This is a genomic window from Tenacibaculum retecalamus, assembly GCF_027941755.1.
Classification (GTDB): Bacteria; Bacteroidota; Bacteroidia; order Flavobacteriales; family Flavobacteriaceae; genus Polaribacter; species Polaribacter haliotis_B.
In genome coordinates, this window is sequence record NZ_CP115916.1 from 1,195,680 (window position 1) to 1,208,720 (window position 13,041).

General features: G+C 30.2%; 16 protein-coding genes. 6 read left to right on the forward strand and 10 right to left on the reverse strand.

Annotated elements, in window-relative coordinates:
- The first annotated feature begins 9 nt into the window (after positions 1-9).
- From PG912_RS05785 to PG912_RS05805, 5 genes are all read left to right on the forward strand, one after another.
- Positions 10-867, forward strand: coding sequence for a hypothetical protein (locus tag PG912_RS05785; RefSeq protein WP_260585775.1), 858 nt, complete (start codon positions 10-12; stop codon positions 865-867).
- Positions 830-2,209: a peptidylprolyl isomerase gene (locus tag PG912_RS05790; RefSeq protein ID WP_260585774.1), complete on the forward strand. Its 1,380-nt coding sequence runs from the start codon at positions 830-832 to the stop codon at positions 2,207-2,209. Before PG912_RS05785 ends, PG912_RS05790 begins: the two co-directional genes overlap by 38 nt.
- 106 nt (positions 2,210-2,315) lie before the next feature.
- Positions 2,316-3,269, forward strand: coding sequence for an AAA family ATPase (locus PG912_RS05795; protein ID WP_275688826.1), 954 nt, complete (start codon positions 2,316-2,318; stop codon positions 3,267-3,269).
- Entirely contained in the window at positions 3,269-3,721 is a 453-nt protein-coding gene (locus tag PG912_RS05800) for a YybH family protein (protein ID WP_275688827.1), read from the forward strand. The genes PG912_RS05795 and PG912_RS05800 overlap by 1 nt, the downstream gene beginning before the upstream one ends.
- Before the next feature lie 12 nt (positions 3,722-3,733).
- Positions 3,734-4,726: a TlpA disulfide reductase family protein gene (locus PG912_RS05805; RefSeq protein WP_275688828.1), complete on the forward strand. Its 993-nt coding sequence runs from the start codon at positions 3,734-3,736 to the stop codon at positions 4,724-4,726.
- A gap of 75 nt (positions 4,727-4,801) precedes the next feature.
- On the opposite strand, the gene PG912_RS05810 is transcribed toward PG912_RS05805, so the two are convergent.
- Both PG912_RS05810 and PG912_RS05815 read right to left on the reverse strand, forming a co-directional pair.
- Positions 4,802-5,689 carry a 3-hydroxybutyryl-CoA dehydrogenase gene (locus tag PG912_RS05810; protein WP_260585770.1) on the reverse strand — a complete coding sequence of 296 codons (888 nt, stop codon included), beginning with the start codon at positions 5,687-5,689 and terminating at the stop codon, positions 4,802-4,804.
- A 15-nt stretch (positions 5,690-5,704) separates the two neighbouring features.
- Positions 5,705-6,670: a Gfo/Idh/MocA family protein gene (locus PG912_RS05815; protein ID WP_275688829.1), complete on the reverse strand. Its 966-nt coding sequence runs from the start codon at positions 6,668-6,670 to the stop codon at positions 5,705-5,707.
- A gap of 178 nt (positions 6,671-6,848) precedes the next feature.
- Here PG912_RS05815 and PG912_RS05820 point away from each other — a divergent pair, with 178 nt between their 5' ends.
- The gene (locus PG912_RS05820; protein ID WP_275688830.1) at positions 6,849-7,490 is read left to right on the forward strand and encodes a protein-L-isoaspartate(D-aspartate) O-methyltransferase; all 642 of its coding nucleotides are present in this window, start codon (positions 6,849-6,851) and stop codon (positions 7,488-7,490) included.
- A gap of 54 nt (positions 7,491-7,544) precedes the next feature.
- On the opposite strand, the gene PG912_RS05825 is transcribed toward PG912_RS05820, so the two are convergent.
- The 8 genes from PG912_RS05825 to PG912_RS05860 all read right to left on the reverse strand — a co-directional run bounded on the left by PG912_RS05825 (position 7,545) and on the right by PG912_RS05860 (position 13,038).
- Positions 7,545-7,706, reverse strand: coding sequence for a hypothetical protein (locus PG912_RS05825; protein WP_260585767.1), 162 nt, complete (start codon positions 7,704-7,706; stop codon positions 7,545-7,547).
- An 18-nt stretch (positions 7,707-7,724) separates the two neighbouring features.
- Entirely contained in the window at positions 7,725-8,585 is an 861-nt protein-coding gene (locus PG912_RS05830; protein ID WP_275688831.1) for a substrate-binding domain-containing protein, read from the reverse strand.
- Positions 8,586-9,455 carry a nucleoside phosphorylase gene (locus PG912_RS05835; RefSeq protein WP_275688832.1) on the reverse strand — a complete coding sequence of 290 codons (870 nt, stop codon included), beginning with the start codon at positions 9,453-9,455 and terminating at the stop codon, positions 8,586-8,588.
- Complete coding sequence (locus tag PG912_RS05840) at positions 9,456-10,400, reverse strand: DUF1835 domain-containing protein (RefSeq protein WP_275688833.1); 945 nt, start codon at positions 10,398-10,400, stop codon at positions 9,456-9,458.
- Between the two features lie 144 nt (positions 10,401-10,544).
- A complete protein-coding gene (locus PG912_RS05845) occupies positions 10,545-10,868 on the reverse strand; it encodes a translation initiation factor (protein ID WP_260585762.1) in 324 nt (107 codons plus the stop codon).
- Positions 10,869-10,872: 4 nt separating this feature from the next.
- Entirely contained in the window at positions 10,873-11,820 is a 948-nt protein-coding gene (locus tag PG912_RS05850; protein WP_260585761.1) for an isopenicillin N synthase family dioxygenase, read from the reverse strand.
- A 60-nt stretch (positions 11,821-11,880) separates the two neighbouring features.
- On the reverse strand, positions 11,881-12,555 hold the full coding sequence (locus PG912_RS05855) for a DUF6048 family protein (protein WP_333780700.1): 675 nt from the start codon (positions 12,553-12,555) through the stop codon (positions 11,881-11,883).
- Positions 12,556-12,558: 3 nt separating this feature from the next.
- On the reverse strand, positions 12,559-13,038 hold the full coding sequence (locus PG912_RS05860) for a DUF6452 family protein (protein ID WP_275688834.1): 480 nt from the start codon (positions 13,036-13,038) through the stop codon (positions 12,559-12,561).
- Between the last annotated feature and the right edge of the window lie 3 nt (positions 13,039-13,041).

A 13,041-nucleotide genomic window follows, 5' to 3' on the forward strand; every position in this document is an offset into this window, starting at 1 on the left:
AATAAAAAAGTGAGAAAAATAATCTTTTTATTAATAAGTATTTTAATTGTTTCGTGTGATTTAATTAGTTTAAAAACTAAAAAAGTAACACAACACAGGCCTATTGCGACTGTTTATAACAAAAACCTTTATAAAAAAGATATTGAAGAGTTACTACCAAAAGGTATTAGCAAAAAAGATAGTTTAGTTATTGTAAAAGGACTTATTAACTCTTGGGCAAAAAAACAATTATTACTCGCTAAAGCGGAAGAAAATATATCTGGTGTTAATAGTACTAAGATTGAAAAATTAGTAAATGATTATAAGAAAGGCCTTTATATAAATGGTTACAAAGAGCGTTTAATAAAACAGCAGTTAGATACGATTGTAAATCCGCAAGAAATTGAAGTGTATTATCAAAAAAATAAAGATAATTTTAAGCTAAATGAAGAATTATTACAGTTTGAATATATTCACTTCGGAAAAGATTTTTTAGACAAAGAAGAAGTAATCAAAAACTTTGAATCTTCGAAGGAAGAAGACAAAGAAGATTTAGAAAGGTATTTATTAAACTTTAAATCTTATCGATTACAAGATTCAACTTGGGTCTCATTTTCTTACTTACAAGAAAAAGTTCCGCCTTTTCAGGCAGAAACGAAGCAAAGTTTGTTAAAAATTTCTAAATACATACAAAAAGAAGATAGTTTAGGAGTATATTTGGTCGCTGTAAAAAAGATGTTGCAACAAAACGCCACAGCACCTTTGTTATTTGTAAGTCCGAGGATTAAACAAATAATTTTACACAAAAGAAAATTAGAATTAATTAGAGAGATAGAAAAAACGCTGATAAATGATGCAATTCAAAACAAAAACTTTAAAGAATACTAGTCTATTATTCACCTTTTTCTTAGCTAGTTTAGGGGCTGTAAATGCACAAGAAACTAAAATAGATGGAGTAGCAGTAGTAATTGGTAAAAACATTGTTTTAGATTCTGATATAGATAAGTTTAAGCAAGAGGTTGAGCTAAGGAGTGAAGGGAAAGTTAAAATTTCTAATTGTGAAATGTTAGAAGAGTTAATGGAGCAAAAATTATTAGCACACCATGGTGTTATTGATAGTGTTGTTGTTGCTCAATCAGATATTGATAGTAAAGTAGCAAGAAGTATTGCTTACTTTACAAACGAATATGGTAGCGAAGAAAAAGTAATTAAAGCCTATGGTTTTAACGATATTGAAGATTTAAAGAAAGAGCTAGCAAAAGTTCAAAAAGAAAACCTTCTTATCGAAAAAGAACAGCAAAAAATTACAGGAGATATAGATGTAACTCCAGAAGAAATACGTGTGTATTTTAAAAGTTTAGCAGATAAAAAAGAATTGCCAGAAATTCCTGCTGAAGTGAAAATAGCACAATTAGTTTTAAAAGCTACACCTACAAAAGATGAAAACGATCGTATTATAAACAAGCTTACTGAAATTAAAAAGCAAGTTGAAGCTGGAGCTAGTTTTAAATTAAAAGCGATTATAAACTCTGACGATCCTAGTGTTTCTCAAAATAGTGGTAATATGGGGGTCATAACCAAAGAAACAGGTTTTGTAAAAGAATTTAAAGAAATCGCATTTTCTCTAGAAGAAGGTCAAATATCAGAACCTTTTAAATCTCCTTTTGGTTATCATATTATTTTACTGAATAAAGTGAGAGGTAACGGACGTGATGTTTCACACATATTAATGCAACCAGAAATAGCAGATGAAAAGTTGAAAGAAACAAAAGACGCTATTGAAAAAATTAAAAAAGATATAAAAGAAGGAAAAATTACTTTTGAAGAGGCTGTAAAAAAATATTCAGAAGAAGAAGAGACTAAAAGTAATGGAGGATTATTGATAAATCCATATACACAAGAAACTACTTTTGAGTTAACAAGAATGGCACCAGATTTATTTGGTAGAATTAGCGAACTTAATAAAGGTGATTTATCGGATGTTTTTTATGATGAAACTCGTGAAGGTGAAAAAATGTATAAGGTAATCTTGTTAAAAGATAAAACAGAAACACATACAGCCGATCTTGTTGAAGATTACGTAAGAATGCAACAGTTTGCTTTGGTTAAGAAAAAAGAAGAGACCATAACAAAATGGACAAAAGAAAAAATCCAAGAAACCTACATAAAATTAGGAAGCGATTATAAAGATTGTACTTTTAAGAAAGATTGGAAAAAAGAAAACAAATAAGAACTAATAATTTTAGTATATTGTGATTCCCGCGTTTAGCGGGAATCTTAGTTTACAATAGTTTGTAAATTAAGATTTTTGAAAAAGAAAATTTAAAATTTAATCTATGTCAGACGTAGCTGCTGTAAACAGTTTAGTAAAGAAATTTGGTCTTTTACAACAAGAGATAAGTAAAGTTATAATTGGGCAGCAAGAGGCTGTTAACTACACCTTATTATCGGTTTTATGTGGTGGACATTCCCTTTTAATAGGCGTACCTGGATTAGCAAAAACCTTATTAGTAAATACAATTTCAGAAGTATTGGGTTTACAATTTAGTCGTATTCAATTTACACCCGATTTAATGCCTTCTGATATTTTAGGAAGTGAAATTTTAGATGAAAACCGTCAGTTTAAATTTATAAAAGGACCCATTTTTTCTAATATTATTTTAGCGGATGAAATTAACCGTACGCCACCTAAAACACAAGCAGCTTTGTTAGAGGCAATGCAAGAAAAATCGGTTACCATTTCGGGTAATCATTACAAGTTAGATTTACCTTTTTTTGTGTTAGCTACCCAAAATCCTATAGAGCAAGAAGGTACGTATCCTTTGCCAGAAGCGCAGTTAGACCGTTTTATGTTTTCTATTCATTTAGAATATCCAACCTTTGAAGAAGAAGTAGCGGTTGTAAAAAATACAACATCAACAATAAATCAAAAAGTAAATGCAGTTCTTTCATCACAAGAAATTATAGAATTACAAAAATTGATTCGAAAAATTCCTGTAGCTGATAATGTAGTGGAGTATGCTGTTGGTTTGGTTGGTAAAACGCGCCCGAAATCAGATAAATCAACCGAGTTAATACAAAAATATATTGATTGGGGAGCGGGACCAAGAGCTTCACAAAACTTAATTTTAGCTGCGAAAGCACATGCAGCGATAAACGGAAAATTTTCTCCAGATATTGAAGATGTGCAAGCAGTTGCTATTCCTATATTATTACACAGAATCGTTAAAAATTATAAAGCGGAAGCTGAGGGAATTACAATTAAAGAAATTGTAAAATCATTATTTTAATGAAAAAATTACTCGTATTTAGTGTGCTATTTTTAGCTATAATAGTTTCTTGTAAAAAAGAAATTGTTACAGTTGATGTATCAGAAGAAACAGAAAAAAAGGAAATTTTAGCTATAATGAAAGCTCAAGAAAAAGCGTGGTCTAATCACGATTTAGAAGGTTTTATGCAAGGCTATTGGAAAAGTGATTCTTTAAAGTTTTATGGAAGTAACGGAATTACTTTTGGATGGGATAAAACGTTAGCAAACTATAAAAAAGGCTATCCAACAAAAGATCATTCGGGTGAACTTAAGTTTAAGGTAAATGATATTTCAAAAATAAATAGTGGAGCTTATTTTGTGATGGGAGCATATCATTTAACAAGAAAAGTAGGCAATGCAAATGGCGTGTTTATGATTATCTTTAAAAAGATAAATGGTGAATGGAAAATTATAGCAGATACTTCTTGTTAATAAAATAAATATATGAATAAAATAATTTTAGCATTAATTACTTTAATGATTGTTTCTTGTAACAAGGAAAACAAAAATCAATTTTCTTTAAAAGGAAAAACAAAAGATATTAAGAATGAAACTGTCCTTTATTTGGATTTAGGAAATAAAACAATTGATTCTACTTTAGTCATAGATAACTCATTTGTTTTTAAAACAAAACTATCAGATTATCCTTTACAATTAATTTTAAGAACAAAAAATTTCTCTCAGTTTAGGCCTTTTTGGGCAGGTAATAATTCAATGACTTTTGATGCTATTGAAACTGATTTTAGAAATGCTAAGATTTCAGGTTCTGAAGATGAAAATTTAAGTTTTAATCTTAGTCAGAAAATTGATCAGTTGTCATACAATGAAAGCCAAAAAATAGAAATGGCTTTTGTTGAAAATAATCCAAATAGTATTGTAAGTGCTTCTATGCTTTCTGTTTATGCTACTACTTGGGGTAAAGAAAAAGTGGAAAAACTTTTTGAGCAATTTTCGAATAATAATAGAAATTCAAAATTTGGAAAAAAGATAACCAGATATATTGAGTTAAATAAAGACCCTAAAGTTGGAGATTCATTTCCTGATTTTGAAATGCAAAATATAAATGGAAAATTTAAAAAATTATCAGAAGTAAAAGAAAAACTTATTCTTCTTGAATTTTGGGCTTCATGGTGTGATCCATGTTTAAAAGAGAATCCTAACCTCGTGAAAACGTACAAGAAATTTAATTCAAAAGGGTTTGAAATATTTGCAGTCTCTTTAGATGAAAATAAAAAGAGTTGGATACAAGCAATAGAAAAAGACAGTTTGAACTGGGAACACGTTACTGATTTAAAAGGCCAACAAAACAAAGCTTCTTTAATCTATGGAGTTAATGCAATTCCTGATAATTTTTTAATCAATGAAGAAGGAAAAATAGTTGGTAGAAATTTGAGAGGAGAGAAATTGAATGAAAAAATAAAAGAGCTATTAGAGTAATAATATATAAAGTGTAAATAAAAAAGAGGCAATTTCAATTAAAATTGCCTCTTTTTTATTATATAAAAAATATTTTTAAGAAAACATCTTCGCTACTTTTTCAGCTTTTCTACTTTCGCTATAATCGTAAAAACCTTCACCTGATTTTACACCTAATTTACCTGCATTTACCATGTTTACTAATAACGGACATGGAGCATATTTAGGGTTTTTAAATCCTTCGTACATAACATTTAAAATAGATAAACAAACATCTAATCCAATAAAATCTGCTAATTGTAAAGGTCCCATTGGGTGCGCCATACCTAATTTCATTACCGTATCAATTTCAGCAACACCAGCAACACCGTTGTATAATGTTTCGATAGATTCGTTAATCATTGGCATTAAAATACGGTTGGCTACAAAACCAGGGTAATCATTCACTTCAACAGGTGTCTTACCAATTTTTTTAGATAAATCAACCGTAAAATCCATTACTTCATCAGTGGTGTTATAACCTCTAATAATTTCAACCAATTTCATGATTGGCACCGGATTCATAAAGTGCATTCCAATTACTTTTTCAGGTCTGTTGGTAACCGCAGCAATTTGTGTGATAGAAATAGAAGAAGTATTGGTAGCTAAAATGGTATCTTCAGGACAAACTTCATCTAAGTTTTTAAATATTTTTAATTTTAAATCAACATTTTCAGTAGCAGCTTCAATAACTAAACTTGCGTATTGAACTCCTTCTTTAATTGATGTATAAGTAGAAATGTTGCCTAAAGTTGTATTTTTATCTTCTTCAGATATTTTTTCTTTAGTAACCATTCTATCTAAATTCTTAGTGATAGTTGCTAAACCTTTGTCTAAGGCAGTTTGCGATATATCAATAAGTTGAACGTTGTATCCAAATTGAGCAAATGTATGCGCAATTCCGTTACCCATAGTTCCTGCTCCAATTACAGCGATATTTTTCATTTTGTGTGTGTTTTATTATTTTTTAAAGCAATCAATAATCATGTGGGCAACTCGTAAAGCTTCGGTTCCTTGACTTAATGATACGATTGGTGTTGTGTTATTGTTTATTGCATCCGCAAACGATTCTAACTCATCTAAAATAGCATTATTTTCAACGACTTCAGGATTATCGAAATAAATTTGTTTTTTAACACCTTCAGCATTTTGAAGAATCATAGCAAACTCATCCGGATTTTCAGGAACATCTTTCATTTTAACGACTTCTGATTTTTTTTCTAAGAAATCAACAGAAATATAGGCATCCTTTTGAAAAAAGCGACTTTTACGCATGTTTTTCATTGAAATTCTACTAGAAGTTAAGTTGGCAACACAACCGTTTTCGAATTCAATACGAGCATTGGCAATATCTGGCGTGTCAGAAATAACTGAAACTCCGCTTGCATGCACATTTTTTACTTTAGATTTTACTACTGATAAAATAATATCAATATCATGAATCATTAAATCTAAAACAACAGGTACATCAGTTCCTCTAGGATTAAATTCGGCTAATCTATGTGTTTCGATAAACATTGGTGTGTCTATCATATCTTTTACAGCAGTAAAAGCAGGGTTGAAACGCTCTACATGACCAACTTGACCACGAATATGGTTTTGACTAGCTAAAGTTCTTATAGCTTGCGCTTCTTGTAGGGTATTTGTAATTGGTTTTTCAATAAAAATATGTTTCCCTTTTTCAATGGCTTGCTTTGCGCAATCAAAGTGAGATAATGTAGGTGTAACAATATCTACAACATCTACAGCATTTATTAACTCATCAATAGAATCGAATAATTTATATCCAAATTCTTCCGCCACTTTTTGAGCATTTTCAGTAAAAGGATCGTAAAATCCTACCAATTCATATTTTTTAGATTGTTGTAACAAACGCAAGTGAATTTTACCTAAATGACCTGCCCCTAAAACTCCAGCTTTTAACATAGTATGTTTGATTTTGTATGGTTATTTTTAATAGAAGAAAATTTTAAAATTTATCTTTAAAATGACGTTGTTTTTAACCGATTTATCTTTTCTTTTTTAAATAGAAAAGCAATGCTAACAAAGATACACTTTTATACAGATTTATTACTATTTTTGACTTGCTGAAATTTTACCATTTGTGATAGATACTACCAAACATCAAGGACTTAGAAATCAATTAGCTACTGTTTTACAGGCTAAAGGCATTGTAGATAATAATGTGCTAAACGCTATTCGTAAAATACCAAGGCACCTGTTTATAGATAGTAGTTTTGAGGCACATGCTTATCAGGATAAAGCATTTCCTATTGCTGCAGAGCAAACTATTTCTCATCCGTATACGGTAGCGTTTCAATCTCAAGTTTTGGAAATTAAACCAGGAGATAAAGTACTTGAAATAGGTACTGGATCAGGATATCAAACAGCTGTTTTATTAGAGTTGAAAGCGGAAGTGTATTCGATAGAGCGCCAGCATGAATTGTTCAAGAAAACGTCAAGGTTTTTACCTAAAATAGGATATAGACCTAAGCGATTTATTTTTGGTGATGGTTATAAAGGCTTGCCTGAAGAAGCACTTTTTGATCAGATTATAGTAACAGCCGGAGCTCCGTTTGTGCCTAAAGCATTATTAGGACAAATAAAAGTAGGAGGTAAGTTGTTGATTCCTGTTGGAGATAAAGAACAGATAATGACATTATTTGTAAGAAAATCACCAAAAGAATTTGAAAAACACGAATTGGGTGATTTTAAGTTTGTACCAATGCTAGAAAGTAAGAACTAAAAAATCCGCCTAAGAAAAGCGGATTTATTGAATTTGAATAAAAGAAACATCAATTTATTCAGCAATCTCAGTTGCATCAGCAACAATAATTTCTGATTGATGTTGGTTTTGTTTTGTTTGGTCAACTTTAGATAAACCACAAGGTGCTGTACTTCCACAAGAAGAAAAACCTATTAAACTAACAACACAAATTGCAATAAATACTACTTTTTTCATTTTTTTGGTTTTAAAAAATCAAATATACATATTTCTAATTAATTCATTAGAATCTTTCTTCGAATCAATAACGTTAAAGCCTAGCATTTTATTTTGTATGCCAGTAATTAAATTTTCTGTGACAGGTTTACCATCAGTCCATTCGGTAATAGATAACCATTCTTGAATGTCTTCTAATTGCTGTTCGTATCTGATAGCTAAAGTTTTATCAATATTTTCGATATTTTTAAAATCACTAGTACAGCTATTAACAATGTCCAAAACTTTTTTTACTTCTTCAAAATTGTTTTCTAAAACTTCATTACGAACCGCTACAACAAAACATGGCCATGGAGTAGGGCAATCTCCTAAACGCCTAAAAGTATTATTATCAACCAAAGGCTTTGTTGTAAAATGCTCCCACATAAAATAATCTGCATCTCCGTTTGTTAGTGCGTCAATACCACCTTGTAAATCGCCAACAACTTTAAATTTTAGTTTATCAATATTCCAGCCATTATTATGAGCATTTACAATTGCCATTAAATGTGAGCCAGAACCAAAACGACTTATAGCTACAGTGGCATTTTCTAAATCTTCAATTTTTTTAAATTTAGATTTATGACCAACATGAATTCCCCAAATTAAAGGGCTTTTTACAAAGGTTTGTGTTATTTTAGATGGATTACCATTAATGATATCTTTAATAATTCCTTCGGTTAACACAATGGCAATATCCACATCACCAGAGCGCAATGCTTTACACATTTGACCAGTACCACCAGGATAATCTTGCCAGCGTAAATTGATATTTTGGTTTGTGAATTCTTTGTTTTTTAAGGTAATATACCAAGGGTAATTAAAGTGTTCTGGTACGCCACCGATTTTTAAATTTAGCATTTATTCTACTAATTTATCTAATGTATATGTAATTAAGTCAGCAACAACTTTGCTAGGATCTTCGCTAAAAGTACCATTTGCTCTATTAGCAATTATAGCATTCATTGAAGCGGCATTATGACCTAATAGTTTTGATAGACCATATATAGCAGAAGTTTCCATTTCTAAATTGGTAATTCTGTTTTCATTATGACTAAAGCTATCTATTTTTTTATTTAAATCTCCATCTTGTAAAGCTAAACGTAACACACGACCTTGTGGTCCGTAAAAACCACCTGCAGTTGCAGTAATACCTTTAAAAACCTTGTTAGATATTAATTTTTCTTCTAAGTTTTTTCCGTTTGAAACAACTAAAGGATGTGATTTTTTAGCACTCCAATTAGTATGTGTTATAAAAGCTTTCTCAATTTCTGGATGAGCAACTTCTGCAGTTTGATATGATAATAACATTCCGTTTAAATCGATCGCATGAGAGCTTAGTAAAAAACTATTTACAGGAATATCAGCTTGTAAAGAACCTGAAGTTCCGATACGTGTAATATTTAATTGGGTGTGCGTTTCTTTTATTTTGCGTGTTTTTAAATTGATGTTAACCAGCGCATCTAATTCATTTAAAACAATATCAATATTATCAGGTCCAATTCCGGTAGAAATTACGGTTAATCGTTTTCCTTTATAAGTTCCTGTAGTTGTTTTAAATTCACGTTTTTGAGTAGTAAATTCTATGGTATCAAAATGCTGGGTAACTTTATCTACTCGGTATTGATCACCTACAAAAATAATATCGGTAGCAATATGTTCTGGTCTTAAATTTAGATGATATATGCTTCCATCAGGATTTAAGATAAGCTCAGAATGTTGAATATTCATTTATGATGTAATTTTTAGCAGCCTATTTGTAGTATTTACATATAAGTAGCTATATTTTTTAGCCCCGCCAAGATACGAAAAATCAGAACGTATTTTACCATAATAATTTGTTTGTTGATGTAATACTTGTTTACCTACTTTACTTAGTTTAACAGGATTAAAAGAGGTGAACATTTTTTTTAATTGATCAACTTTATTAAAATATTGAGAATCACTAAATCCGTAATTTTCTTGATTGATTAGCAGTTCATTAACCAGTTGGTTTTTACTTTTAAATTGATTGTTTTTTACTGTTTTTAAAATGTTATTTTCAACATGATTTAATCCGTTTTCAATTGATGGAAAGCGTAATAGGTGATTTTTTATAGCTTCTTCTAAATAACTGAAAGTTGTATTTGTGTGTAGTTTGTAAGCGTTTTCTAACTGTAATGGACTGTCAGAACAGTACAGTTGCCAAATATAATCGGCATATTCAATATCGTCTTTAGTTAGTGTAATTTTATTTGTGTAGTGTTCTTTTAGTTGTGCATCAGAAAGCTCTCCTAAACCTAATAATTTATCTTGATTTTCAACTTTACCGCTACACACTAAAGATATCTGACGGTCTTTTCTATAACGTTTTAGCCAACTAATTACAGCAAGCATGTTTACTTGACAAAATAAATCGTACTCAAACCATAATATAATTTCATCTTGTGCTTTCTCATTACAAAGATTACGATATTCTTTTACCGTATAATCTATAAATTTTTGTTTAGAAATTTTATAGGAAGATTTTAAAAAGTCGAAACGTGTTCTCCAAAAATTTTCACTACCAACATCAACAGTCGTTTTTCCTTCACATAACATTTCGCGCCATGTAATTATTTTGCCGTCTAAGTTTAAATTTTGAAGTCTTTTAGTAGTAATATCTCCGTTTGTAATATGTAATTTAGGGGAAGCCATATTGATAGGAATTTAGTTAAATGTTTGATTTTCTATATAATAACGTTCATTTGATGACGTTATTATTAATTAATTGTTTTTTTACATTTTTTTATAAAAAACAAAAAATGTCAAGAATTTAAATCCTTGACATCTTTATTGTTGTTAACCTCCAACGCGTTTTACATTAAAGCCTTTATCTTTTAATATTTGCATTATTTTATCACGATAATCTCCTTGAATAATTATTTTATCGTCTTTAAAACTTCCGCCAACACTTAGGGTTGTTTTAATTTCTTTGGCTAGTTTTTTAAAATCTTGCGTAGCGCCTGTATAACCATCTAAAATCGTAATTGGTTTTCCTTTGCGTTTTTCATATTTACAAAGTATTGGGTCATCTTGTAACCAAATTTCTGATTTCTCTGCTACCTTTACTTCCGTTTCTTTGTGTTCTGGAAATAAATTTTTTAATTGATCGTGTAAATCCATTGTATTATTTTTTCAATCCTAATTCACGTAAACGTTCATCTAAAAATTCACCTGCTGTAATATCATCAAATTTCTTCGGATTGTTTTCATCGATACAATTTTCTAAAACATCTAATTTCATTTCAGAAACTGGGTGCATAAAAAACGGAATTGAGTAACGAGAAGTTCCCCATGATTCTTTAGGAGGATTTGTAACTCTATGTATCGTAGATTTTAATTTATTATTACTGTGACGAGATAACATATCACCTACATTAATCATTAATTCATCCGGTTGTGCAACAGCATCAATCCAATCTCCTTTATGGTTTTGAACTTGTAATCCTTTTCCTTGTGCTCCCATTAATAAAGTAATTAAATTAATGTCTCCATGGGCAGCAGCTCTTTCAGCTCCTTTAGGCTCTGATTGAATAGGAGGATAGTGGATTGGACGTAAAATGCTATTTCCGTTCTTAATATAATTGTCGAAATAAGTTTCATCTAAATTTAAATGCAAAGCTAAAGAACGCAACACGTATTTTGCTGTTTTCTCTAACATTTGATAGGTCATTTTACCTACTTCATTAAATTTAGCAAGTTCTTCAACGTTTACATTATCAGGATATTCGTTTGCATATTTAGAAGCAGCGTCTACATATTGTCCGAAATGCCAGAATTCTTTTAAATCGCCTTCTTTTTTTCCTTTAGCACTTTCTTTACCAAAAGACACGTAACCTCTTTGGCCGCCAATACCCGGAATTTCATATTTCTCTTTTACATTTGTAGGTAAGTCGAAAAAGTTTTTTATTTCGGTATATAAATTATCAACTAATTCGTCGTCTAAGAAATGTCCTTTTAAAGCAACGAATCCGATATTCTCATAAGCGTCACCAATCTCATCGATGAATTTTTGTTTTCTATTTTTATCATCTGATAAAAAGTCTGCTAAATTTACGCTTGGAATTTTATTCATTGTTAATAAGTTTGATTATTTAAAGTGTAAAGTTAGTGAAACCAACTGTAAGCTCTAAAATTACTTATTAACAAAAGGTATTAGGTATGAGATTGTATAATTAAACCCAAAACCGGTATTACTTTCAAAAACACGATTAAAACCAGGTGCGTATAATGTTTTAAAATTCTTTTGATCGTCTAGACTTAACATTACTTTGTAAGAAAATCCACCACTTAAAAATAAGTTTTTTAAAACCTCGACTTTTATACCTAGTTGAAATTCAGTCCAATGAGCGGTTAATCCTGTTTCTGTAATTGGAGCTTCAATAGTGTTAGACGGAAAATAAGTACTACCTACGTTTGTTTTGTAGCTATTTAAAGTCTGATCGAAAAGAGCAAAACCATAACGCATACCTACATAAATTTCGTTATTCATGTCTAACCAATTCTGGTAAGCATTAAAGTTGGCACCAAGTCTTATAAAGCTTCCTTTTGATGTTGATTTGGTAAAATCTTCAAAGGTTATTTCCTCTTCATAACCAAGCTCGGTAGCTACATACCATTTTTTAGAAATGCGATAATCCGCTACCAATTCTAATCCGCTATAACTTTTATCAACGATTGCTAATACAGGTCTGCTAATATCAACACCTAAACGTAATCCGTAACCTGTTTTATAAGTTATACTATCCTTTTTAGCTTCAGAAGTTTCTTTTTTTGTGAATACCCATTTGCATAAACCATAACCAAACAGAGACTAATAATATACTTGTACATGCGCTTTTGTTTGATTATTAATATTTGTAATTGTTGAAGTAGATAAATTATCAATCCAACTTGTATGTGTTAGTTCTACATCATTAAAAATAACTCTATATCCGCAAGAACGAGAAATATAATCGTCTTCTGGAGTATATTTTATAGTAAGTATTGCTATTTTATTATTGATGGCTAAATTATCTGTCTCATTCATTTTTAAAGTATAAATAGTTTCTGTGGCTAAACTATTTAACGGAATTGCGATACTATCGGTAGTTTGATTTGTAAAAAGACTATCCGTTTTACCTTGTGCAATTATAGAGAATCGTTGTACCTGCTTTAATTGAAAAACATCGTCTTTATCGTAAAAACGCAACACTAAATTGGGTGTTACAGGATTTTGAACACAGAAATCATCTTTTTCGCAAGATGAAACTCCTATTAAAAGAAGAATGAAAGGAAAGATGTATTTTTTCATAGC